The following is a 24,533-nucleotide window of genomic DNA, read 5'->3' as shown; positions in this document are numbered from 1 at the left end:
CTTAGTTCGGATTTTTTCTAATTCACTCTATACATCATGTTTTTTACGGATGGTTTCCTTCAAATCATCAATCTTTCCCATGTAATACTCATGATTATAGTTCAAATGTTCAGCGTCACTGTAACGAATATTTTTATAAACGTTCAATGCATCTGGTTCAACTTGGTCCTCGATGTCAAGGCGACGATGCCACTCCTCGATCGTCTCATACTGGTATCGACCTAGCTCATGTTTCGCTGCCCATTTCTCCACATCATAATAAGCTTTTCGAACTTTATTCTTAGGTGGTTTTGCTCGGTCTTTTTTCTTCCAAAATAGAGAACCTTTTGTTTTTTCCTTAGACATATCATCTTCATATTGGCCGCGTACTTGATTTCTAGTTAGACCAATTCGCTGGCGATATTTTCTATACGCTAAATATGCAATAGTAACAACGATGGCCACTACAACCCAAAACACAACTTCTGTAATCATTTCACCTGTTTGATTGCCAGAATTTTTATCAAACTCCATTGTACCTTGTTCTCCTTCAAGGCCTTCCCCTTCATCTTCAAGCTCAGGGGCTTCTGGCTCATATGATTCAAGAAAAGCAAAGACAGGTGAAAGGGCCCAAACAATTAATCTAGCAGTGCCAAACAGCACATACTGGACGCCCCACTTCACATAAGGAAAAAGGATATATAACAGATACGTAGAAGCTAAGATTGCGACACCGCTTAGACCGACAATACTTATTTTTTTGCCTATTGATTGGTTCAAGGTTTGCGCGTCTCTTAGGTAGAAATAGACCATTCTCCCTAAGATGAAAAAGACTAATTGAGCTAAGAACACGATCACGAAATAGATAGCGAACCCTTCTGAGGGACTCATCGCGAAGAAGTAGGCGACAATTGATCCGAAAAAGGTAAGGGTAAGCACCATCTCTTCATTCTCAAGATCTGCTTTCACCATGCGGTTCTCCATGCGGATCGTCAAGAATATTGCCATGATTAAAGCATAAACCCAATAGAATCCGAGAAAGATCGCTAAGAAAAAGATGATCGGTGCAGCCCCGTAAATGAGTGTTGGCACCCCAAATTTATTTAAGATAATCGCGAGTAAAGACGCAACTGCTGCAATTATTAAAAACTCTACTAACGGAGGCCACTGTCCGGTGCCCACAAAGGAAAAAGAAACGATCAACCACAGTGGAAACAGCTCCAAAGCATACTGGAACCACCTTAGATAGTGAAGGGAATAATCAACCATGTATCTTCACCTCCACTTCCTGGCCTTTCGATAATTTGCCAGGGGTTAAATAATATACTTCTGATCCTTTATTAGCCACTTGAGATAAGTATTTCTGTTGGCGATCATCTATCGGACCAACATGAATCGTGTAAGCTGATGGTGCTTCATGTTTCCATATAAAATGTAACAACTTTTCATAAGGAGTTGAGAACGTGAAAAGGTTCATCCTTGCCATCAACTCGAGTGTCCGTTTGTAATGCTTTTCTCCTTGCCCTTCTTGTTGATGAACGAAAGGAATTTGATTGATCGCAGGTATATTCACGAACACACTATAAGGGATGTTATGTTTTGACGCGAATCTAGCCATATAGGCGACATTTTCAAGAAGTTCTTCGATATTATCAGGCGCAAGATAATGGCTGCTTGACCGAACATTGATAATGAATCGCCAAGAAATCTGGCTCGATTTTTCGAATACTTTGGTCTGAAGCTCGCCTTCTTTTGCAGAAGCTTTCCAGTGGATCTTATTGAAACCATCTCCAGGTTGGTATTCTCTCGTCCCTACTGGCAACGACTGATTATCGAACAGTGAATGGCGCGCTCGATGATGTCCCATACGCTTAGGCGACAACAGTTCGATATTAGGAACGGTTGATTTTTTTGGATAAACGACTACTTCCTGGGCGAAATTGACTTTCGAAGTCAAGTATACATCTCCAAAACCGAAAATTTTCGGTATCCTAAGCTCAAGTGTCCTAATTCGTGCAACCCCACGTTTACTAGCTTCAAAAGGGAAACGGAATGTCCTTTTTTCCCAGAACATCAAGTTGAAAGGTCGATCAACAAATGACGCGAATCTCCGCTTCTGGTGCTGTCCATCTTTTAATAAAACGACATCATCCATTTCCAATACCAATAGTCCATTAAGTATAGGCAAGATCCCCTTCTGTTCAATCGTCACCTCTACATATCCATCATCACCTTGATGTGTTCTGATGACTGGACGTTTAAACGAGAAGGTTAGATAGTCATCAATATGTTTCTCGTAAAAGACGTTCAACACATAAACAATGGAGACTAATAATGCAAGAAAAACTAAAATATAAACATATTGAAGCGCTACGAAAAAGCTTACGAATAGGATAACCGTTCCGATGACAACGAAAATTTGAAGCGTGTTATTTTCTTGCACGGATTTTCGAAACATCATTTTTTCGCAACCCCATACTCAGCAGGAACCTCAACCTCTTCCAATATTTCTTCAAGTACTTCTGTCTGATTCATAATTGTTGAACCGTCAAGACTCAACACTAAACGATGAGAAAGTACATATGGAGCCACCTTCTTCAAATCCTCTGGTGTTACGAAATTTCGTCCTTCTATCGCCGCATTCCCCTGCGCTGCACGCATGAATGCTAACGTACCACGTGGGCTGATTCCAACATCTACGTATTGGTGGTTACGAGTGGCATGAACGATATGTAACAAGTAAGTTTGAACCACTTCTGATATTTCAATTTGTTTCACTTCTTCTTGTAAACTTTTCAACTCGTCTTTCGTGAAAATAGATGTCAATTTTTCCAACGGTCGTTCCGTCTTATAGGACCTCATCATCCTCTGCTCATCATCAAATGACGGATAACCCAAATCCAACTTCATGAAAAAACGATCCATCTGAGCTTCAGGAAGATCGAACGTCCCTTGCTGAGATTCAATCGGGTTTTGAGTAGCGATTACGATGAATGGTTGAGGGATTTCGACAGTTTCCCCATCGATAGTGATCTGTTGCTCCTCCATCACCTCAAGTAACGATGACTGTGTCCTTGGTGTCGCGCGGTTGATTTCATCAGCCAACAAGACATTCGTAACAACTGGCCCCACACGAAGCTCGAACTGTTGCTCTTTCGGATTAAAAAATTGCACACCTGTTACGTCTGATGGCAGCACATCCGGTGTGAATTGGATTCGCTGAAACTTTCCTTCTATGGAGCGTGCGATCGATTTAGCGAGCATCGTCTTACCCGTTCCTGGAACACTTTCTAAAAGCACATGCCCTTGATTCATCAAAGCGTTCATCAGTAATTCGACCGCTTCCCCTTTCCCCATAATTACTTGACCGATTTGATCTTTCATTTTCTGTACTTGTTGTTCAATTGTCATTTGAAAAATCCCCCTGCTCCCTCAGAAAATAATCTCTATTCTGAAAATTCACATGATACAATCTCCTCCGATTGTACCAAAAAATTTCATTCTTATGTCGAAATACGAACATAATTGGTAAAAAGTTTCAAATTAAGAGGAAATTATATGGAAAAAATGATTACTCGATTAATTTAAAATTCTAATTCAACTTACTACCCTAAGTTAAAGGTGCTTGCAATAAGCCAGATATTCAAGAGCATCAGAAGAAGTACAATTCTTTTCTCGGTAGGGGAACCTGTACGGAAAGTCACCAAGAAACGAAAGGATTTACGCAAGATCGGATAAAAAAGTGGGACCCCGCGCTTCGTAATGAAATCACCGAAAATATGAGAAGCCACCCCTAATATAAGTCCAACTTGCAGATAAAATGGGACGGTAACCCAAGCTTCCATCAGCCCCAGATATATAATTAAGATTCCAATGAAGGCTAGCGAATGCGTCCATGTACGATGTGTGCTCGCCACCAAGAAAATAGGTACAGCGAGGAGCAACACAAAAGTAAGCTCTGCTTCAACAAAATTCCAAATCCAATCGGGCTTCTGCCAATAAATAATTACAAAAGCCAAAAAGAGAATTCCAATACTACTATATAGCCAACGCCCGATTTTACTTGTCGGAGAATCCATGTCGGGTAATAGTGCTCCTAACAGAACAATTCCTAAGAAGAAAATCCACTCCGTCCAGCCATCTATTGATAAAGGGAGTAGGTGGGAAAAAGTGATTGCCGCAATCCCCCAAGTCAATCCCATCGCTTGATGTCCACTTGCCATCATGTTCGTCACGTCCTTTTAGTCGTTTGTGGTGAAGAAGTTTGTGTGTTTTACATGAAATACATTAAGTATTAAATTAATGTCAAAATAGATTTACGAAGCTCCAAAGACGGCGACGCCCTAGGGAAATAGCACGTGCCGAAAATCATCCTAAACGACTCCGATCGTTTAGAAAAGTTGAGGTAGTGCCCTAGGCAAGCGTCCGTCTAAAAGAGAATCGTCAGAATCAAAACAAAATTAAGTTCCTAACTAAAAAATCCAGTCCCCCTCAACGGAGAACTGGATATCTTTTTAAAATTTATTGTGCAAATCGAAACTTCAAGCGTTCAAAACGCTTAAAGAATAGCTGAACTAAAGGTCCGATCGCAAAAGCCACAATAACCGTTCCAATACCAATTGGACCACCAATGAAAAATGCGAGAATCAAAATGGCAACCTCAATTGATGATTTCGAAACAGCCAAGCTCCAATTCGTTCGATAATGAACAGCCATCATCAGATTATCAATCGGATTTCGAGCGAAGTTAAGTTGCAAATACATACCAATCCCGGCACTCATGCAAACGACACCAAGCCCAAGCAGCGAAATTCTAGAAGTCATTGCAGTCACTTCGACGCCGCTAAATACGATTAATAACCAGAAATCAATGAATACACCTATTAAAAAGATAGTCAGCACCGCTGAATAATCCAGTTTATTTTTTAACAGAAAACTATTTAAGAAAATCAAAATGATCCCTACGATAAAGATCCAAGCTCCTACTGTTAGACCAAACAATTCAAACAAACCTACGAATAGAGCATCCCATGCCCCAGTTCCTAAGCCTGATAAAATAAGCATTGTTACGCCAAATGCCAAAACGACCATTCCTAATATGTAAAATATGATAGAAAATATTAATTCCTTGCTCATTGCTACACCTTCTTTCAAGTCAACTAAAATATCGTACCACATATTAATTCGATCCGATATATAAAAATAAAAATGTCACAGGCTGTTCACGACCCGTGACATTTCAATAGTTAATTCATAATTGGCTTTGATTTTTCTGGTTCATCCGAATCCAAAGCTTGTACCTGGAACAATCGGTGATAGGAACCTTTCTTCCTCATCAACTCTTCATGTGTTCCTTCTTCCTCGATCTGGCCTTTGGTCATCAATACGATCCGGTCGGCGTGTGTAATCGTAGAGAGGCGGTGAGCCACTACAAATGTGGTTCGGTTATGAGCTAATTTGTCCATCGCTTCTTGGATTAAATGCTCACTCTCAAGATCAAGTGCAGAAGTCGCCTCATCTAAAATCAACAGCGGTGGATTTTTCAAAAAGACTCGTGCTATTGCGACACGCTGCTTTTGACCACCAGAAAGCTTGACCCCTCTTTCACCTACTAATGTGTCGTATCCATTCGGAAATTCAGTGATGAAATCATGAGCATTAGCCGCTTTCGCCGCTTCAATCACTTCTTCATCCGTCGCATCTGGTTTCCCCATTCGGATGTTCATGGCAACGGAATCACTGAACAAAATATTATCCTGTAGTACCATTCCGACTTTATCGCGAAGGGAACGAGCTTGGACGTCACGTATATCTTTTCCATCAATTTTTATCCTTCCCTCGACCACATCATAGAAGCGAGGAATTAAACTGACAAGTGTTGATTTACCTCCACCACTCATACCTACTAAGGCCACTGTTTCGCCTTTTGGAATTGATAAATTGATATTCTTGAGCACCATTTCTTCATCTTCGTCATAATTAAAGGATACATTTTCAAAAGATACATCTCCATGCACTTTCTCCATCTTCTTCGCATTTGGTTTATCCACGATATCATATTTTTCGTCCATAAACTCAAAAACTCTGTCCATAGATGCATGTGACTGAGTTAGCTGAGTCGAGGCGTTCACAAGACGACGAAGCGGGTTATAGACAAGACTCATATAGCCAGTGAATGCAGCAAGCGTACCGACAGTAATGGAACCACTTACCGCTAGATAACCACCCAGGGCTATGACTATTAGAGGAGCGACATCTGTGATCGTATGAGTGACTGCGTATGACTTAGCATTCCAAGTAGCAAAATCAATGGCACGATTAAGATAATTTCCATTCCTATCGTTGAATTCATCCTGGGCGTGATCTTCAAGTGCGAAGCCACGAACAACAGGCATCCCTTGTACCCTTTCGTGCAAATGTCCTTGAACTTCAGCAAGAGATTGTGAACGTTTTTGTGTCAAACTTCTTAATCTGGAGTAAAAAAACTTCACTGAAAATCCAAAAACAGGGAATAATATAATGGCTGCCAACGTCAGTAAAGGATCCATATTCAACATGATCACAATAGCGATAACAATGGTAAACATGTCTAACCAAATATTCATCAACCCAGTAACGACGAACGTTTTCGTCTGTTCTACGTCATGAATAACACGTGAAATGATTTCACCTGTTTTCGATTTTGAATAAAATTTCAAGCTCAGCTTCTGAATATGATCAAACATCTTATCTCGGAGATCATATAAGATTTGACTACTCACTTTCTGAGCGAGATATTGTCTGTAATATTCAACTGGAGGCCGGGCAATTAAGAAAAGAAAGAAAGCCCCACCCATCAGCCATGCTAACTCTGTTAATTTCTCCGCTTGCGTCATATCCGTCGGTTCAATGATGTCATCTATGACATATTTGACAATCAAGGGCATCAACAACGGAATACCGAATTTTAATATACCTATTAAAATCGTCAATGCTATTTTCCATTTATAAGGTTTAACAAACTCTAAATAACGTTTAATACTGTACAAATATTCACCAACTCTCTGTTTGAGCCCTCATACTCTGATGCAACTCACTAATAAATGACCCAATTCACGTATTGAATTAGGTTTTTCTTCTGTTTTCTGCTAATTCACATTAAACATGCAAAAACCTGTTGAGCTTAGTCAACAGGAATCAATTACTTACTTACTCCATTGTGGGAACGATAAGTAATGCTCGTACCATTTGTCTACGAAGTCTGCGGCGAATGGTCCCTTTCTCTGTTGGACCCATCTCTCTAAAGTACCTAATTGTTTACGCAAGATTTTCTGTAAAACATCTGGGTAATTCATCTGCTGTCGATGAAGATCGAATTCATCTTCGTCTAAAATTTTGTATGACATATCAGGAAAAACTTTAATATCCAAGTCATAATCTATATATTTCAATGCATCTTCATCAATAATGAAAGGTGAGCTGATATTACAATAATAATGTACACCATCATTACGTACCATACAGATGACATTGAACCAATGATTCGTTGTAAAATATGTGATCGCAGGTTCTCTGGTTCGCCATGTCCGGCCGTCACTTTCGCTAACTAGGACCCGATCATTCGCTCCGATCATCAAATTCGATTTACTTTTCAATACCAGTGTCTCATCCCAAACTCGGTGGATTTGTCCATTATGTTTATAGCTTTGAATTTGGATAGAGTCACCAGCTGCTGGAATCAACATGTATTAACCTACTTTCTTCGCGCTTAATTGCGTAAAATCATTGTATCACACTGTTTCTTATGTATCGATTGAAGTGACTGAAATTGTACTTATGAGTAATGCAAAATTTTTAAGTCAAAATTTATTTAGAAAAAGCACTCCACATTAACATGGAGTGCTTTGACTAAATAGCTCAACTACTGTTGAGGTTTTTGTTGTTGGTTCTTTTTCTGCTCAGCTTGTTGGTTACGACGCTTTACTTCCTGAGCATTTGTTTCTTGTGCAAATTCTTGACCATACTCTTGTGGTTGCTGGCCTTGTTGGTTTTGCTGTTTCACTTTTTGTACATTTGTTCCAGCAGCAGTTTCATTTGGCTGACGTTGGTTTTTGTTTTTAGCCATCTGATATCACCTCCGCAATGATTAATTTGTCCAAAAAAAGCGAAGGCTATCCCGAAAAGCCATTACCAAATAAATCCTAAACTTGAGCATCGATTTGCTTGAGAATTTTCAACTGGACATTAGGCAAAGGATAATCAGCTAATTCTTCACGACTAACAAATTTCCCTTTTTGCATCCGATTTAAATCCGCCTGATCTTTAACCATACAAAACATCACATCAACTTCCCAAATCAAATGGGAAAAGATATGCTTCACTTTTTCGCCATGGCGTATGGCATCAATTTCAATGCCATATTCCTTTTCAAACCATCGAAGCATTCCATCTTCACTAACTTCAGAAAGATCGGCTAAAGGAAATTCCCACATGCCTGCAAGCAGCCCTTGACTGGCTCTTTGCTGAATAAAAAATTCATCCGCTTCATTTTTTACAACTATAGCAGTATAATTCGCTTTCTTCTGCTTCTTGTTTTTCGTTTTTACAGGAAGTTCTGTCTGGATACCTAGCTCATAAGCCATGCAATGTTTCTGCACAGGACATTCTTCACATTTAGGGTTTGTTGGGTTACAAATGAGCGCACCAAGTTCCATCAACCCTTGATTGAATGATGAAGGATCTTCTGTTGAAATAACTTCTGAAACAACATCTTCGAATAAAGATTTTGTCTTTGCCTTTGCTATATCAGCGTCAATATGTAACACTCGAGACATCACGCGCATAACATTTCCGTCGACAGCTGGTTCTGGTTGATCAAAAGCAATACTCAGAATCGCACCTTGCGTATATGGACCGACACCTTTTAGTTTCTTCAGTTCTTTCTTTTCACTAGGAATTTTACCGTCATAATTTGCGACTACTTCCTTGACCGCTGTATGTAAATTACGAGCTCTTGAATAATAACCTAAGCCTTCCCAAGACTTCAATACGTCCTGTTCGGCGGCTTCTGATAAATCTTGAACGGTCGGATAACGAGCCATAAATTGGTTAAAATAGGGAATAACCGTGTCTACTCGTGTTTGTTGAAGCATAATTTCTGAAACCCAGACACGATAAGGATCTTGATTTTCACGCCAAGGTAACTCACGTTTGATTTGCTGATACCACTCAATTAAATCTCTTTGGAATGCTTGGCTATCAAATAAAACGGGTATAGAATATGAAGACTTTTTTTCCATGATTATCACCTAACTTTTCTACTTACAATATATAAAGGAGGAGCAACTATTGGATACTGCTACCCATATTACCATGGGAGTCGCAATTAGTGGGTTATCTACATTAGATCCTGCTGTTCAACAAGACCCAGCGTTGTTTCAGGCAGTATTTATTGGTGCTATCGTTGGCTCACACGCTCCTGATTTCGATACATTTTTCAAATTGAAAGATAACGCAACTTATATAAGGCACCATAGAGGTAGCTCACATTCTCCATTGGCTGTTTTGATATGGAGTTTTATCGTTTCCCTGCCTATTTTCGCATTTTTCAGCGATGTTAGTTATCTTCATTTGTGGCTTTGGGTGTTGCTTGCAGTATGTCTGCATGTGTTTGTCGATATTTTCAACGCATATGGGACTCAAGCTTTAAAGCCTTTCACGCATAAATGGATCGCCATTGGCTTTATAAGTACATTCGATCCATACATTTTCTTTCTACTTGTAGTCGGTATTTTGGCTTGGTTACTTGGCGCAGCACCAGCATACACATTTTTAACTATTTTCTTCATCCTGTTCCTATATTATATAAAAAGATATTTGGACAAGCGAGAAATGGTGAAGATTCTTAATGAATACTTCGACGATGTTGAAAAGGTCGTCACACAACCGACGATCCGCCATAACATTTGGCGAATTGCGATCGTGACAAAAAAAGAATTTTATGTAGCTGTATATGATCATGGCCACATTGACATCAAGGACACATTTTTAAGAAGAGAATTACCAGATACGACCGAGATGAACGCAGCATTACAAGATAAAAATGTGCAAGCATTCTTGAACTTTTCCCCTGTTTACCGATACGAAATCGATCGATATGATGATTACACGGAAGTCCGTTTCATCGACTTGAGGTATAGATCACAAGGCCACTACCCATTCGTGGCAGTCGTAACGTTAGATAAGTTTTATAATATCATTACTTCTTACACCGGCTGGGTATATTCAGAAGGTAAACTACAGAAAAAATTAGAATCCTCAGAAGAAAATGCCTGATCTTTGACGATCAGGCATTGATTTTATTTATTGGACTTTTTTTGCTAAAACACCGATTGGAACTGCCTCTAGATCTTCACTTAATACCTTGCCTTCATAATTTTCACGACGTCCCCATACGAAGACACCTCGCAAATAGTCGACGGCGAATAACTCCCCAGGGGCACCTTCGATTTCGTAGACTTCCCCACCTGAAAATTGTGAGGGGTCCAGCATATACGATTTAGCCATGATCATTTTCCGCTGATAAACAGCGTATTCATTAACCATCCCCATCTGCTCGGCCTTACGGGCTTTCTCAGTCAATTCAGCGATTTCCTCCCGTAATTCTTCAACTGTATAATTACTATATCTTCGTTCCATTGTCTGTCCCCTTTCGTACATCCATTTTACATCGTACCAAATTTCTTAGACAATATAAACGAAGAACAAAGTTTAGCCATTGGAGGAATACACCATGAAACAAGCATTAATAACAGGTGCGGGAACTGGTTTAGGTCGTGCACTTGCTTTAGAGTACACTAAGGATTACGATCTCACGTATTTAGTCGGTCGAAGAAAACAACCGTTAGAAGAGACGAAACAGTTAATCGACGAACAAGGTGGAAAAGCTGAAGTTGTTGTTTGCGACATAACGAATCGCCAGGAGATTGAACAACTTACACAATCAGTCGGCTTTATCGAACTACTCATCAATAATGCAGGCATCGGACATTTCGGCTCATTTGAAGACCTATCCAAAGACCAAATCGACGATATGATCCGCCTGAATGTCACTGCTACTATCGATGTGACCCAATCATTTATTAAAAAACTGTTGGCATCTCAAGGAAAAATACTGAATGTCATTTCTACTGCAGGACTTCGCGGCAAGGTGAGCGAAACAGTCTATTGTGCAAGTAAATTTGCTCAACGCGGATTCACTGAAAGTTTACAGGCTGAATACGAAGGAAAACTTACAGTTTCTGGTGTTTACATGGGTGGCATGAACACGCCATTCTGGGATGAAAGCGATCATGTAACTGATCCATCAGGCTTAAAGCTTCCTGAAGATGTAGCAAAAGAAATTCATCAACAAGACGATGGGAGAAAAGAAATTCATATCTAGTCTGTAATCATAGGGGGCTGTTTTTTGAAGAATCGAATGCTATTTTTCGTAATCGCGTCATCTATATTGATTATACTTGCTTTTATTGCAATAAGCGGAGGCTTCACAAGCATTGGATCCATAGGTAACCCTAGTGCAAGTGATATATTGGGTGGCAATCCCGATGCAGACATCATCCGCTTTGATGACCTGATCTACTCGCAGCGAGATGAACTTTATGGGAGATCGATCGAAGATATTGAAAAAGGCGAAAAAGTCGGGGAAATCAAAAAGCAGACTACAACCAGCTGGTGGTTCTGGGATCTTTATGCGACAAAGCTTTCTGAAGGAACGCCGGTCTTTTTCGAAGACGGCGAAACGAGCGAAACCCCTTCTATTTTGATTGTGGAACTCGAAGGTGAAGAATTAATCTATTCCGCCTTGATTGAAGGGTAATAATGACTGCGAATGTAAAGATTTCAGACTAAAACACAAATTAATGACGCAATTAAATTAACTCAATCCAAGTTTTTAATAGTATTTAAAAATGAGCATCAGTTTCGATAACTGATGCTCTTTCCTTTTTGAAAGTGCGTTAAATTTATTTCTTCTTCAGCTAAAATCCTAATAAGAATTCTATTTTGGCGATAGCTTTTTCGAATTCCATAACTGATAAAAACCTATGATCAAGAATAAAAATGCAACTAATTCAATCAGATCAGGTATTCGATATAATAAATGTACTTGTTCCCCTATTGTGAGATCAGGGAATAATGATTTATTTCCCTCTTCCAAACCATCAATATATTGACTCATAAAAATCGGCAAGACAAAAATATAAATTATCTTATTAAATAATAATAGCGTGAAAAAAATTATACCAGCTTTAAATGAATTAGCTATACAATAGCGAAGTCCTAATATCAATAAAATGGTAAACAAAATAGTTATAATTATCTCTACCACTTTAGCTTCCCCCCCATTTAAACTTTTGCCAGTAGTCAAAAAAAAATCAGCTCCAACTGACAAGCTTAATTATGTTCACCCTCTTTATATGATTCTGTATTTTCCTCGTATTCTGTATGATGCTTGGTGTCTTCTATTGGGGTATTTCTATGAACATCAGCTTTGGTTCCCATTGTAATACTGTCATACGGTGTATAGTTGATTATTTCGTTGTCATAAGATGTATCTTCATTAGAGGATATTTTCTTCTTACTCAACATACGAAAAAGAATAAATACAATAACTACAATGATGATAAATAAATACACATACGCTAAAATTTTAATCCCCTCCATTCTATGTGATAATACTGATTGACCTTTTAAGTAACGTCATACATTCACCTTTAACTATAAGTGATCCGTATATAATTTTACCATAAAATACTAATTGACTTGTTTTCTATCATAAAAAAGCAGTTCAATTAAGGGCATACACCCAAAACTGAACTACTAGTTTTTATACCTCTTCTTCTTCTTTCTCTTCTATAAACTGTTGGATCAGGTCCCCTGGGAATCCTTTTTGAAAAAGTGATGCTTTCACGTGTTGTTTGAGTTGAAAGCCTTCATGCTTTCTTTCATGTTTTCTCCAAGCTTTCTCCCCTTGGAAACGCACTGCTTCCATCTCTTCATCTTCGTCTTTTTCAATCGAAATTTCTTCAATCGCCAGTTGGATTGAATCCATATTGAATCCTTTCTGTAGCATCGACTGTTTGGCTTGATTCAGCTGTTGATTAAAAGATTTCCTATTATTCGAGCTCATCTTTTTTTCCAATAAAGAAGTCAGCTTCTCCACTTCGATTTCTTTGCTATATCCCGCTAATGCCTCGTCGATATAGTTTTGAGGAATCTTCTTCTCCATCAACTCCCGACGTATGACATTCGGTCCTTTAGAGGAAGTGTTCATTTTAGTACGGGTGTAAGCTTCCGCAAATGCTTCGTCATCAATGAGCTTCTCGTCCTCTAACTTTTTCAATACGTGGGCGATTTCTTCTTCCTCTGCCTCTTTATCTTGCAAATAAGTTATAATTTCAGATTTCGCACGCATTCGGTAGCTTAAAAAATTCAAAGTTAGGGTATAGTACTTATAGATTGCATCCTGTTGTTGGATCGATTGAAGTTCTTCATCATTCAACTCCATACCTTTTCTAAGAGCGAACCTGATTAAAATATCCTCATGAACACCACTTGCAAATGCTTCTTCATTATTCTTTTTCACAAAAATATTGTATCGGTTTTGGTTCTTTTTCTGTTTGGTAATTCGACTGATTATCATATGAAGGGCTCCTTACTATTGTTAGGATAAGTATAGTACATAAAAAGGGGGAAATTCCATTGAAAATAGCAATTAGTGGCGGTACAGGTTTCGTTGGTGGAAAGCTCGTCAAACATTTCAAGCAACAAGGAGATGAGATTTACATTCTTACTCGCAATCCCAACAAGCACGAAAATACTGAACAAGTAAAGTATGTCGAATGGCTGACCCCTCAAAGTCATCCGGAGATGGTTGTGGATCATGTGGATGTCGGCATCAATCTTGCTGGAGAGTCCTTGAACGGAAGATGGACGGAAGAAAGAAAAAAGCGCATTCTCGATAGTAGAATCAACGCGACTCGTGAGTTTGTGCGTATTATGGGATCACTTGAAAAGAAGCCTAGTGTGTTCATCAATGCTTCCGCAGTTGGCTACTACGGAAATTCTCAAGAAATCTCTTTTACTGAAAAGACGATCATTCCTGGCAATGACTTTCTTGCTGAAGTCTGTTCACTATGGGAAAAAGAAGCGGATGAAGCGAGGGAATTAGGAATTCGAACGGTTAAAACGCGGTTCGGCCTTATTTTAGACGGAAATTACGGAGCTTTACCGAAAATCGCTCTCCCTTATAAAATGATGGCTGGCGGTCCTCTTGGAAATGGCGAACAATGGATGTCATGGGTCCACATTGATGATGTCGTGCATATGATTGATTATGCCATTCGAAATGAAGACATCGAAGGCCCGGTCAATATCACAGCACCCAATCCAAAACGTAACAAAGATTTTGGAGACACATTGAGCGATGTGCTGAATCGACCACACTGGATTCCAGCGCCTTCTTTAGCGATTAAAGGAGTGCTCGGGGAGATGAGTGATTTACTTCTAAAAGGGCAATATGTCTACCCGAAAAAACTCGAAGATCATGGCTATGGTTTCCAATATCCATCGCTACGTTCAGCTTTACAAAATATTTATAAAAAAAGTGATTAAAAACTATATTCAAACGAAATAAAATGTTGTATGATTCTCTTAGCTAGAAAGATTGGGAAGGCAAATGGTGCGCCACCGCTTGTATAGAAGCGGTTCTAGTGGGTTCGATTCCCACCCCGGATTTTTGTGAGCAATTGATAAAAATTCGAGGGTGATCGTCGTATCCCAGCCGCCTACATACCACGTAAGCGACACCCTCGCCACAGGAGGGTGTTTTTTATGTTGAAAAAAAGAGATTTGCATGATGTACCAACGTTATTCCCATTGTTAGATGATGAAGCAGTCAAACCCTATGTGCGTGAGAAAGCGGATACGATGGAAGAATACTACTTTTTCTTAAGCAAAATGATGCAACAAGAAGAAAAAGGTGAACTGATCTCTCGCACGATTACAGATGACTGGGAGCAACCCATCGGTGCAATCACACTTTATGATGTAGAAGAACAGAAAGGGTTCCTTGCTACTTGGTTAGGCAGACCTTACTTTGGCAAAGGTTATAACCAATACGCTAAAGAACAATTTTTATGGGAACTATTCGAAGAGCAATCGATCGAGGTTGTTTTCTTGAAAGTTAACTTGGATAACATCCGTTCGATGAAAGCTATGAGTAAACTATCCTATGCAACCGAAGCAAATGACATTTTTCCTCATGTTCACGAGAAAATCAACCTAGGAGAAAAAAGATATCATTTGTTCGCTATATACAAAGATGCATTCATTTTCTACATGCACGAAAAGCAGTTTGCAGCTATGGATGAATTAGAAGCATAAATGAGAACAACGAGTGCAATAGAGATTTTGCACTCGCTTTTTTATAACTTAGTGTTATCCACAATATTGTTAATAAGATTTCGTGGGATTGACCTGTCGCCTTATTTCAAGCTGTACTTGTACACATGAATGATGCATGTCCGTTGTGGATAATGTGTATAAGTGCTGTTAATAAAGGCATATCAATTTGAGTATTGTTAATAACTCTGTGTAAACATCTGTTGCCTTAACTGCTCACGTAGAGTGATTTCTTCAGAGACAGATATCCTCTTTAATTGCTTCATTTTTACCATGACCTTGTCCAGTAGATCCTCCTCAGATTTCGCTTCAACGATGACCGCTGGAATTTTTGCTATTTCAAGCTTATCCATCGTTTCATCGACTTTCCTTCTCAGCTCATCTGGATACAGCATAGCTACAAAACCAAAAGAAAGGTCGTAATAACGCACTTCGCTAGGACTTTGGTCTCCACCTTTTATAAAACTGTGAGGGTAATCAAAAATCCCACTTAATAAATCAATAATGATTCGATTTTCGATTTCATTATGATGTAGTAACAATATAGTTGAAAACATTGAAGCATCCCCTTTTGTTCTAACATTGCACATTTTTATTTATGTTGATTGTAAGGTCATCTTCAAACACTATTTCTGATATTAGAGTGCTGTGAACATTGATCGGTTTTAATATGTAAATTTATGTGAATAATTCTACTAGCTATTCAGTGAAGGAAGAGAATTGTAATTTGTCGTCACTTTTAATTATGTAAATGAAATGTGTCTTTTTAACTATACTAAAAGAACTGTATAATTACAATATATTTACATAGAAACCATTTGCACGATTAATACGTTATAATAAGTAGAGATACTAGTATGAGGGGGAAACAAAGATGGATAGTACGATGTTGCAACTATTGATTCCGGTCGTCATTTTGCAATTGGTTTTAGCAATTGTAGCCTTAGTCAACCTAATAAAAAGCGATTCAGTCAACGGGCCAAAGTGGGTATGGGCACTTATCATTCTATTAATAAATGTGATTGGACCCATCATTTACTTCATTTTCGGAAGGAGAAATTAACTATGTCTTTAGTATCAGTCAATCATTTGATAAAAGCTTATAAAGACAAGAAAGCAGTTGATGACATCAGCTTCTCTCTTAATCAAGGTAAATGTGTCGCATTGCTGGGACCTAATGGAGCAGGTAAAACTACGACACTACGAATGCTTGCTGGATTCATCAAACCGACGGATGGATCGATCACGTTTAACGAAGATTCACTTCCAAGCGATTTTAGAAAATATGTCGGCTACCTACCGCAATTTCCCGTATTCCATAACTGGATGACAGGCAAAGAGTTTCTAGTTTATGTCGGGGAGCTTTCCCATCTAAGTAAAGGCGATGCACAAAAAAGAGCAGATGAACTTTTAACGCTCGTCCATTTATCAGATGCGAAAGATCAACGGATCGGCAAATATTCTGGAGGGATGAAACAACGTCTAGGGATTGCACAAGCCTTGATTCATTCGCCAAAGCTGATCATGCTGGACGAACCAGTCTCCTCTTTGGATCCTATCGGCCGTCGCGAAGTCCTGAACTTGATGCGTGAACTGAAAAAAGATGCGACGATTCTATTTTCTACTCACATATTGAACGACGCTGAAGAAGTCAGTGAAGAAATCTTGATGCTCAATCATGGAAAAATCGTCAAGCATGGTGCAATCGAAGACATTGATGCCGTGCAAGACACGGTAACAATTTTGTTGAGTTTCTCTGACGAACCTAAATTCATCGAGGAACGATTGAAGGAAGTTGAAACAATTTTCCAAGTGACACGTGAAGACCATCACTTTGAACTTTCCGTACATGATCTAGATCTTGCAAGAAAACAAATTATCGAGATGGTTCATAAAGAAAACTGGAAACTTAATAAATTCGAGGTTGCTCGTTCGACGCTTGAGGATGTCTTTATGAAGGCGGTGCAGGAATAATGCAATGGATGGTTATATTTAAAAAAGAACTATTAGAAAACTGGAGAAATTTCAAATGGGTCTGGGTACCGATTGTGTTTATCATTTTTGCTATCATGGACCCTATTACCACCTATTATCTTCCTAGAATTATGGAGTCAGTAGGCGGAATGCCAGATGGTGCGGTTATTGATATTCCGATGCCATCGCCACCGGAAGCACTAATGATGAGTTATGGGGAAATTGGATTAATTGGTGTTTTAATCATCGTAGTCATTTCCATGGGGCTTATCTCATCTGAAATTAAAAGTGGAGTTTATGAATTGATCTTATCGAAACCTGTTCACTATTCGAACTACATAACGGCTAAATTCGCATCGATGTTTCTTCTAGTGAGTATTTCGATTGTTTTGGGAGTTGTAGCAGCCTGGTACTATGTCAATGTACTGTTCGGTGATCTTGGTTTAGTAGAAACATTGGTTAGTGTATTGTTTTACTTAGCCTATATTTTACTGCTCCTAGCTATCGTCATGTTCTTCAACACAATCTTCAAGTCACAAGGTTTAGTTGCTTTTGTATCGATCTTCGTGATTATCGTCCTGAATGTCGTAACGAATATATATAAGCATATGGCCACGTGGAGTCCAATGCTGATTTCCGACTATATCGGAGCGTATTTGTTTTCGGGACAAATGGAGACAGAGATTTGGTGGAGCACTTTGATTGCGATTGGTCTCGCTGTCGTGCTGTTGATCGCAGCAATCGGTACATTGAAAAATAAAGCAATGGAATAATTATTCAGAAAAAAAAGGGTCCACTCGTAGCTACTACGAATGGACCTTCTTTTATTCAGAGAAGACTTTTAATGTGATTTGATACGTCACTTCCTCTTCCCCATTTTGAAACTGCATATTCTCGACTGAGACAATTCTGTCGAATCCTTCAATCTCATTCAAGAACCGTTCAAAACCACGCATGCTATTAGTTACACCACTAATTTGCAATGAAAATTGTTCAAGTTCGGCAAATTCATCTGGTTCATCTTCGGAAGATTGTTGCTGTTCGATTTCCTCTTCAAAAGTATAGTTCTGAATAATTGTGCTCGTACTTGAAGCTGTTTGATCCAGCATCCTAACCAGTTCATCTTCCTTGAGCGATTCAGGAAGTTGAGCTCTGAGTCCATCCACAGGGATTGCTTCGAACTCTTCATTCTCTAAACGATCTTTTAGAGCGTCGCTTTTCCGCTCTTCGAAAGTAATACTCTCTTCTTTCTGAGCAATTACTTTTTCTTGATCTAAGATGATGAAATAGTAAACTACTGCGCTTGCTATTGCTAGGATAAACAGCCATAACGTTAAAATGATTTTATGTTTTTTATTCAAAGTCACGATCCCACCTCCCCGGACTCAGAAGTTAATAGAATCGTATAATTCGTTGTATACTCATCATTTTCCTCGTCAAAAGTTATTGTGTGAATCATCACATCCGCAAACAGGTCAGATTCAGCAAGTTCCTGATAAAAGACGACCGCCTGTTCACTAGTATTAGTAGTTGCAGTGAATGTCATCTGGTTCAGATCATATTGCACCGAATTGATTGTTCCGGAGTTCGGTAAAGTAAGGAAAAGTTCATCCATTAGTGGAGTCACTGGTTGGATGGACTGCTGTAGACCAGCCGTTATCTCTTCCAACCGAACAGAATCTTGGTATTCCGAATCGCCCTCCATTTCACTTTCAAGCACCGCATTCGTGCGTTGCTCTTGTTGGAGACGGTTGTCCAATAATTCTGCCTCATGTTGTAAATTCCAATACCAAAAAATAAATAGACCGATTAGTAATAACGTTACAATGAATAAAGCCGAAAAAGTTATAAAGGGGGCACGGTTCTTCTTTTCACGTTTGGGAAGTAGATTGATATTCGTAGCCATTTAATAACCTTCCCTCATCGCTAGTCCAAGCACATTAAAATATTTTTCCTCGACTTGCATACCCTTCGGCCCCTGTACGTGTTTATCTTCAAAATCAATAAGTGTAGTTTCATAGTCTTCGCGCAGTTTTTCGATGATTTCATCCAAGTACGGATGGTCCCCCACAACGACAATTTTTGTGAATTTCTGTTTTCCCTCGTTCATGGAATACTGATAGAATCGTTCTACTCTTTCAATTTCTGTCCGGATTTCGTCTAATTCTTCAAATACTAGACTGCGTGATAAATCATCCTTGGTAAGTGAAGGACCATAACTGATCGATTCATCAGAACCTTCTAGCGGAAATTCTTGTAGGAATAATGGCTCGTGCTTTTCAAATGCACTAAATATTACGTTATTAACGTTATATTGAATCATGAAAACATGATCTTCCTCACTCACCAGATTCAAGTCGTTGATTACACGGTAATAATTCAGTGAAGAAATATCTACTGCTACCAGTTTCAATTTTTCTTCAGCCAAAATAGACTCATAATCAAAGACAACTTCCTTGTCCGTAGAGATCAAACTTATCTCTTTACCCTCATCATCATCCTTAAGAAGAATAGTTTCTACAATTGGCTGATCAAAAGGCAAATGGATTGACTCCCCTAGAGAAAACTTAATATACTGTTGAATCTCATTAGTAGGAACTTCCGCAGGTATTTTCTGCTTCCGGACAATAACCAGTGAATCTGGCATCGTCAGTTGCACTTTCTTACGTTTCAAGCGCCATTTTTTCACACAAGCACGAAGAATCTTCTGGAACTCATCCCGCTTCTCAATCAAACCACTCACTACAATACCTGCAGGAAGAAAATGTTCCCCAAGACGTTCAACTTTCTTCGGATTATTCTTTTTGATTTCTGAAAAACGGATGACGTAATCTCTGATCTCTAGATTTACGACGCTATTTTTTTTCATAATTAATTTCCCCTATTGTTAGAAAAAAGTAGTCACGTACCAATCAAGAATTGTTTCTCCATAAAAATAACTGATGAGTGCGCCAACTGCGATAAAAGGCCCGAAAGCAAAAGGAACACCCCTCTTCACCTTATGGAATGGAACTAACATCAAGCCAACGATAGTTCCAAGGACAGCAGCTAGAAAAAGAGTCAATAATGTATTAGATATTCCTAGAGCCAAGCCCAACACCGCAAATAACTTGATGTCTCCTCCACCCATGCCCCCACGACTGACAACCGCTATGAGTAGAAGCAACCCGAACCCCATTGCTGCACCAAAAAAAGCATCATACCAGGGCTCTGTAGGCAACCAAAACCTAAGAGCAATCATTAATCCACCGAAAAATAACAAGACTTTATCTGGGATAATCTGATAATGCAAATCAGATATCGTTATGATAACTAGTAAGCTACACAACGCCCATGCAACTAATACCTCAAAATCGAAACCTATGTAATGAAATGTGAAAACAAACAAAGCTGCTGTGAGGGCTTCGAAAAATGGATAGATGGGTGATATCTTTGTATAGCAACTTCGACACTTTCCCCGTTGGAAGATATAAGATAAAACGGGAATCAACTCTCTGATTCCTAAACGTCTATTACAATTCGGGCAATGTGATGGAGGCCTGACAATGGATTCACCATTTGGAACCCTCAATCCTACCACATTATAAAAAGAACCCATAATCAGTCCAAGGACTGCAATATAAGCATAAATAAAAACCAAAACCATCATTCCTTGGAGTTAATTTAGAATTGAAAAGAAAGCGCGGCATGGCCGCGCTTTTAAAAATACTACTCTACTACCTGTCACTGATGTCACTAACAGTTTCGTTACTATAGGTTACACTTGGCCCGCCGCCACTGTATGTTCCTGTACCTGAGATTGTTATTTCTCCATCAGTATTTTCATCGAAAGTAACACCTGAAAATGAAATTCCATCTTTTTCATTGATGTAATCCGCCAAATCTGTTTCACTGCTAGGTAAACTTCCGTCGTTAGTCACCTTATACAATTCGGCAGCATTGATGTAGTTGATGGCACTAGCATTAATACTATCCACACGTGAATCGTCAATAACACTCGCAATCGCCGGTACAGCAATCAACGCGATAATTCCTAAAATGATAATAACTGCCAACAACTCAACCAACGTGACACCTTTCTGATTTTTAAAAAGTCTTCGTACTTGTCCCAACATAAATTTCTCCCCCTAATTTACTTGATTAAATATTTCAAACATCGGAACGATTATTGCTAATACGATTGTTCCGACGATGATAGATAAAGTGATAATGAGTAATGGTTCTATTAATGATTTTAATTGATCAGTCGTCGTTTCTACATCGTCTTCGTAAAAGCTTGCGACTTGATCAAGCATTTCTTCGAGTGAACCCGTTCGTTCTCCGACAGAAATCATCTGGGTAACCAGATATGGGAAAGCCCAGTGACCTTTCATCGGTGAAACCATGGAATTCCCTTTTCTAAGAGCTTGTCTTGATTCTATCAATTTATGTTTGATGACACGATTTTTAATCGTTTCCTCTGTTAGTTGAATTGCCTGAATGATAGGCACAGAGTTATAGAGTAATGAACTCAGTGATCGTGTCATTTTTGCTAGGTTCGATTTTTGAACCAATTTACCAAAGATCGGAACTTTCAAAGCCCACTCATCAAATTTAACTCTTGCTTGTTCCTTTTGGTAAATCATAACGACGCCCAATATAATTCCAAGGGTAATCAATAGCAATAGTAACCAATAATTCGTAATAATGTTACTTACTGCTAGAACAAACTTTGTAATCATAGGAAGTTCAGCATCAAATTGAGCGAACATATCCACGAATTGTGGCACCACATAAAGCATCAAAAAGATGACGACAAATATCGCAACGATCACTACAGTAATCGGATATGCTAATGCAGATTTCACTTTTTGTTTCGTCTTGTGCTGTTTATTATAATACGTTCCGAGGCTGACCAGGGTTTCATCAAGCGTTCCACTCGCTTCTCCGCTGTGAACCATATTGATTAGAATCGTAGGGAAAATCCTCGAATGTTTTCCCATAGCTTTAGCCAAGGATGTACCTTGTCGCATATCGATTTCAATATAATAAAGAGCTTTAGTCAGTTCTTTATTACTAGTTTGTTCTCTCAATATACTCAACGATTCAACCACAGTCAGGCCCGCACGAAGTAAGGCTCCGAATTGCTGCAGGAAGGCGACGAGGTCTTGGTTCTTCACCGGGTTGCCAATATGTAGATCCTTATTCCAAATAGACTCTTCTACTCGATGCAAGGTTTCAACTTTCAAACCATCGTCTTTCAGCATTTTTCGTGCTTGATCTTCATTGAAAGCTTCCATTTTCCCTTTTATAGTACTACCGGAGTAATTTGCTGCCACATATTTGAAGGAAGCCATTACTTATTTACCCCCTCTCCCTTTAAATCAAACCTATTCAGCAGCAACTCTGAAAATTTCCTCAGTTGTTGTAATTCCTTGTTGAACTTTTCGCAGGCCGTCTTCAAAGAGATAGGTGAACCCTTTTTCGACAGCTATTTTTTCAATTTCTACTGAAGATTTATTGTTTAAAACCGCTTCTCTTATATTATCGTCAATATATAGAACTTCATGAATAGCCGTTCTACCACGGTAACCTGTCATATTACATGTCGGACAACCGCGACCCCTCATAATTTTAGGTGTATCCATATGATATTTATTGAAAATTTCTTGCTCCCTGACGGTAGGTTCCATTTCTATTGCGCAGTCTCGACAAATTCGTCTAACTAGGCGCTGTGCCACAATTCCGTTTAACGATGAACCTACGAGAAACATTTCGACATCCATGTTCAATAGACGGCTTATGGCACCAATTGAATCATTGGTATGAAGTGTACTCAATACAAGGTGACCCGTAATTGAAGCTCGGACCGCCATATTGGCCGTATCATTGTCACGAATCTCACCGACCATGATGATGTCTGGATCTTGACGCAGAATCGATCTCAGTCCTGAAGCAAAAGTTAAGCCCACTTTAGAATTGACCTGGATCTGGTTTACACCATCTAACTGATACTCCACAGGATCTTCAACCGTAATAATATTTGTTTCTTCTTTATTTAAACGAGTGAGGGCAGCATACATGGTTGATGTCTTACCAGAACCAGTCGGACCGGTCAGCAGCACAATCCCGTATGGTTGCTCAATCATTTTTATAAAAGAATTTAGATTTTTCTCTTCGAACCCTAACTCTTCTAAATGGTTAGAAACCGACATGATATCAAGCACACGGATGACGATTTTTTCACCAAAAATCGTTGGGAGTGTACTCACACGCAGGTCAATGTCACGACCTTCAACCTTGCGTTTGATACGTCCGTCTTGTGGTACACGTTGTTCAGTAATATCTAGACCAGCCATGATTTTAATTCGGGTTGTCAAAGAAGATTGAACGGATTTAGCTAGTGATTGATCCGTCTTCAAAGTTCCATCGACTCTGAATCTGATAACAACACGGTCCTCTTGCGGATCTACGTGGATATCACTTGCCTTTTCCACAACTGCCTGATGGATCATCTGGTTCATCAATTTGACGACAGGAGAGGCTTCTTCCTCAATCGTCAAATCTTGTACATGGTCTTCTTGGTATTGATCCTCGAATTCCTCAGTAAAATCTTCACGTTCATATAACTTCAGAATGCTCTGCTTAATTTCATCCTTCGTCGCGATGACCGGTTCTATAGCAAACCCTGTCGATAAACGCAAGTCGTTTATGACAAAATAATCTAACGGATCAGCTAGAGCAATGTGCAATTTATTTTTCTCTCTTTTTAGTGGAATGACTAGGTTCTCGCGGGCGTAGTTCTTAGGAACCAAGTTAAGAATGGAATGATCAAAAGGGTAATTGTACAAGCGTACTTGAGGTATATCCAACTGTTGTTGCAAGACTTCGACAAGCTGGAGCTCTGTTATGTACCCCGATTGAATCAATCGGTCACCAAGTTTTTGCTTAGGACTCTTATTTTCTAGAGCGTCTTCTAGCTGTTCGTTTGTGATCAGCTCTTCTTGGACAAGAAGTTCACCTAACCGCAACTTTGTCTGTTTAGCCATTGAATACTTCCTTTCGGTGAATGAATGGCAGTTCCTGTCGATTTCATGATAAGATAGATTTATAGATTTCCGAAATATTAAGTCTTTTTTCATTATACTAATAACCTACAA

29 protein-coding genes are annotated in these 24,533 nt (G+C 39.1%); 8 read left to right on the top strand and 21 right to left on the bottom strand.

Annotated elements, in window-relative coordinates:
• Window positions 1-27: 27 nt before the first annotated feature.
• From CEY16_RS14270 to mutY, 9 genes are all read right to left on the bottom strand, one after another.
• Window positions 28-1,248: a hypothetical protein gene (locus CEY16_RS14270; RefSeq protein WP_101332716.1), complete on the bottom strand. Its 1,221-nt coding sequence runs from the start codon at window positions 1,246-1,248 to the stop codon at window positions 28-30.
• On the bottom strand, window positions 1,241-2,440 hold the full coding sequence (locus tag CEY16_RS14265) for a DUF58 domain-containing protein (RefSeq protein WP_101332715.1): 1,200 nt from the start codon (window positions 2,438-2,440) through the stop codon (window positions 1,241-1,243). The genes CEY16_RS14270 and CEY16_RS14265 overlap by 8 nt, the downstream gene beginning before the upstream one ends.
• A complete protein-coding gene (locus tag CEY16_RS14260) occupies window positions 2,437-3,390 on the bottom strand; it encodes an AAA family ATPase (protein WP_202908645.1) in 954 nt (317 codons plus the stop codon). The genes CEY16_RS14265 and CEY16_RS14260 overlap by 4 nt, the downstream gene beginning before the upstream one ends.
• 194 nt (window positions 3,391-3,584) lie before the next feature.
• The gene (locus CEY16_RS14255) at window positions 3,585-4,205 is read right to left on the bottom strand and encodes a metal-dependent hydrolase (protein ID WP_101332714.1); all 621 of its coding nucleotides are present in this window, start codon (window positions 4,203-4,205) and stop codon (window positions 3,585-3,587) included.
• Between the two features lie 295 nt (window positions 4,206-4,500).
• Entirely contained in the window at window positions 4,501-5,115 is a 615-nt protein-coding gene (locus tag CEY16_RS14250; protein WP_101332747.1) for a YczE/YyaS/YitT family protein, read from the bottom strand.
• A 110-nt stretch (window positions 5,116-5,225) separates the two neighbouring features.
• Window positions 5,226-7,007 (bottom strand): ABC transporter ATP-binding protein, encoded by a 1,782-nt coding sequence (locus CEY16_RS14245; protein WP_101332713.1) that lies wholly within the window; start codon window positions 7,005-7,007, stop codon window positions 5,226-5,228.
• Window positions 7,008-7,163: 156 nt separating this feature from the next.
• Entirely contained in the window at window positions 7,164-7,703 is a 540-nt protein-coding gene (ntdP, locus tag CEY16_RS14240; RefSeq protein WP_101332712.1) for a nucleoside tri-diphosphate phosphatase, read from the bottom strand.
• A 176-nt stretch (window positions 7,704-7,879) separates the two neighbouring features.
• A complete protein-coding gene (locus CEY16_RS14235) occupies window positions 7,880-8,083 on the bottom strand; it encodes a gamma-type small acid-soluble spore protein (RefSeq protein ID WP_101332711.1) in 204 nt (67 codons plus the stop codon).
• A gap of 76 nt (window positions 8,084-8,159) precedes the next feature.
• Window positions 8,160-9,257: an A/G-specific adenine glycosylase gene (gene mutY, locus CEY16_RS14230; RefSeq protein ID WP_101332710.1), complete on the bottom strand. Its 1,098-nt coding sequence runs from the start codon at window positions 9,255-9,257 to the stop codon at window positions 8,160-8,162.
• 49 nt (window positions 9,258-9,306) lie between these two features.
• On the opposite strand from mutY, the gene CEY16_RS14225 reads away from it, so the two are divergent.
• The gene (locus CEY16_RS14225; protein ID WP_101332709.1) at window positions 9,307-10,293 is read left to right on the top strand and encodes a metal-dependent hydrolase; all 987 of its coding nucleotides are present in this window, start codon (window positions 9,307-9,309) and stop codon (window positions 10,291-10,293) included.
• 27 nt (window positions 10,294-10,320) lie between these two features.
• Here the strand turns inward: CEY16_RS14225 and CEY16_RS14220 are convergent, their stop codons facing one another.
• Complete coding sequence (locus CEY16_RS14220) at window positions 10,321-10,656, bottom strand: YfhH family protein (protein WP_202908644.1); 336 nt, start codon at window positions 10,654-10,656, stop codon at window positions 10,321-10,323.
• Window positions 10,657-10,750: 94 nt separating this feature from the next.
• Between CEY16_RS14220 and CEY16_RS14215 the strand changes: the two genes are divergently transcribed.
• Both CEY16_RS14215 and CEY16_RS14210 read left to right on the top strand, forming a co-directional pair.
• The gene (locus tag CEY16_RS14215; RefSeq protein ID WP_101332707.1) at window positions 10,751-11,401 is read left to right on the top strand and encodes an SDR family NAD(P)-dependent oxidoreductase; all 651 of its coding nucleotides are present in this window, start codon (window positions 10,751-10,753) and stop codon (window positions 11,399-11,401) included.
• 24 nt (window positions 11,402-11,425) lie between these two features.
• Complete coding sequence (locus tag CEY16_RS14210; protein WP_101332706.1) at window positions 11,426-11,836, top strand: hypothetical protein; 411 nt, start codon at window positions 11,426-11,428, stop codon at window positions 11,834-11,836.
• Between the two features lie 180 nt (window positions 11,837-12,016).
• Here CEY16_RS14210 and CEY16_RS14205 read toward each other — a convergent pair whose 3' ends face one another.
• The 3 genes from CEY16_RS14205 to recX form a co-directional block, all read right to left on the bottom strand.
• Complete coding sequence (locus CEY16_RS14205) at window positions 12,017-12,409, bottom strand: hypothetical protein (RefSeq protein ID WP_101332705.1); 393 nt, start codon at window positions 12,407-12,409, stop codon at window positions 12,017-12,019.
• A 2-nt stretch (window positions 12,410-12,411) separates the two neighbouring features.
• Window positions 12,412-12,681, bottom strand: coding sequence for a hypothetical protein (locus CEY16_RS14200; RefSeq protein WP_143484634.1), 270 nt, complete (start codon window positions 12,679-12,681; stop codon window positions 12,412-12,414).
• 163 nt (window positions 12,682-12,844) lie between these two features.
• The gene (recX, locus tag CEY16_RS14195; RefSeq protein WP_101332703.1) at window positions 12,845-13,660 is read right to left on the bottom strand and encodes a recombination regulator RecX; all 816 of its coding nucleotides are present in this window, start codon (window positions 13,658-13,660) and stop codon (window positions 12,845-12,847) included.
• A gap of 59 nt (window positions 13,661-13,719) precedes the next feature.
• Between recX and CEY16_RS14190 the strand changes: the two genes are divergently transcribed.
• The gene (locus CEY16_RS14190) at window positions 13,720-14,631 is read left to right on the top strand and encodes a TIGR01777 family oxidoreductase (RefSeq protein ID WP_101332702.1); all 912 of its coding nucleotides are present in this window, start codon (window positions 13,720-13,722) and stop codon (window positions 14,629-14,631) included.
• Between the two features lie 219 nt (window positions 14,632-14,850).
• Window positions 14,851-15,402, top strand: a complete 552-nt coding sequence (locus tag CEY16_RS14185; protein WP_101332701.1) for a GNAT family N-acetyltransferase — start codon at window positions 14,851-14,853, stop codon at window positions 15,400-15,402.
• Window positions 15,403-15,599: 197 nt separating this feature from the next.
• Here CEY16_RS14185 and CEY16_RS14180 read toward each other — a convergent pair whose 3' ends face one another.
• Window positions 15,600-15,977, bottom strand: a complete 378-nt coding sequence (locus tag CEY16_RS14180) for a hypothetical protein (RefSeq protein WP_101332700.1) — start codon at window positions 15,975-15,977, stop codon at window positions 15,600-15,602.
• 317 nt (window positions 15,978-16,294) lie between these two features.
• On the opposite strand from CEY16_RS14180, the gene CEY16_RS14175 reads away from it, so the two are divergent.
• The 3 genes from CEY16_RS14175 to CEY16_RS14165 are packed head-to-tail and all read left to right on the top strand — an operon-like array spanning window position 16,295 to window position 18,167.
• The gene (locus CEY16_RS14175; RefSeq protein WP_101332699.1) at window positions 16,295-16,483 is read left to right on the top strand and encodes a PLDc N-terminal domain-containing protein; all 189 of its coding nucleotides are present in this window, start codon (window positions 16,295-16,297) and stop codon (window positions 16,481-16,483) included.
• A gap of 2 nt (window positions 16,484-16,485) precedes the next feature.
• Window positions 16,486-17,394 carry an ABC transporter ATP-binding protein gene (locus CEY16_RS14170; RefSeq protein ID WP_101332698.1) on the top strand — a complete coding sequence of 303 codons (909 nt, stop codon included), beginning with the start codon at window positions 16,486-16,488 and terminating at the stop codon, window positions 17,392-17,394.
• Window positions 17,394-18,167, top strand: a complete 774-nt coding sequence (locus CEY16_RS14165; RefSeq protein ID WP_101332697.1) for an ABC transporter permease — start codon at window positions 17,394-17,396, stop codon at window positions 18,165-18,167. Before CEY16_RS14170 ends, CEY16_RS14165 begins: the two co-directional genes overlap by 1 nt.
• 51 nt (window positions 18,168-18,218) lie before the next feature.
• Here CEY16_RS14165 and pilO read toward each other — a convergent pair whose 3' ends face one another.
• From pilO to CEY16_RS14130, 7 genes are all read right to left on the bottom strand, one after another.
• Window positions 18,219-18,761 carry a type 4a pilus biogenesis protein PilO gene (gene pilO, locus CEY16_RS14160; protein WP_101332696.1) on the bottom strand — a complete coding sequence of 181 codons (543 nt, stop codon included), beginning with the start codon at window positions 18,759-18,761 and terminating at the stop codon, window positions 18,219-18,221.
• Window positions 18,758-19,300 carry a PilN domain-containing protein gene (locus CEY16_RS14155; protein WP_101332695.1) on the bottom strand — a complete coding sequence of 181 codons (543 nt, stop codon included), beginning with the start codon at window positions 19,298-19,300 and terminating at the stop codon, window positions 18,758-18,760. The genes pilO and CEY16_RS14155 overlap by 4 nt, the downstream gene beginning before the upstream one ends.
• Entirely contained in the window at window positions 19,301-20,263 is a 963-nt protein-coding gene (pilM, locus tag CEY16_RS14150) for a type IV pilus biogenesis protein PilM (RefSeq protein WP_101332694.1), read from the bottom strand.
• Between the two features lie 18 nt (window positions 20,264-20,281).
• Window positions 20,282-21,043, bottom strand: coding sequence for a prepilin peptidase (locus CEY16_RS14145; protein WP_101332693.1), 762 nt, complete (start codon window positions 21,041-21,043; stop codon window positions 20,282-20,284).
• Between the two features lie 67 nt (window positions 21,044-21,110).
• Entirely contained in the window at window positions 21,111-21,509 is a 399-nt protein-coding gene (locus CEY16_RS14140) for a prepilin-type N-terminal cleavage/methylation domain-containing protein (protein WP_101332692.1), read from the bottom strand.
• Window positions 21,510-21,521: 12 nt separating this feature from the next.
• Window positions 21,522-22,730, bottom strand: a complete 1,209-nt coding sequence (locus CEY16_RS14135; protein WP_101332691.1) for a type II secretion system F family protein — start codon at window positions 22,728-22,730, stop codon at window positions 21,522-21,524.
• A 33-nt stretch (window positions 22,731-22,763) separates the two neighbouring features.
• The gene (locus tag CEY16_RS14130; protein WP_101332690.1) at window positions 22,764-24,422 is read right to left on the bottom strand and encodes a GspE/PulE family protein; all 1,659 of its coding nucleotides are present in this window, start codon (window positions 24,420-24,422) and stop codon (window positions 22,764-22,766) included.
• Window positions 24,423-24,533 lie beyond the last annotated feature (111 nt).

The organism is Halalkalibacillus sediminis, assembly GCF_002844535.1.
Classification (GTDB): domain Bacteria; phylum Bacillota; class Bacilli; order Bacillales; family Alkalibacillaceae; genus Halalkalibacillus_A; species Halalkalibacillus_A sediminis.
This window is presented reverse-complemented; position numbering and strand designations above follow the sequence as displayed.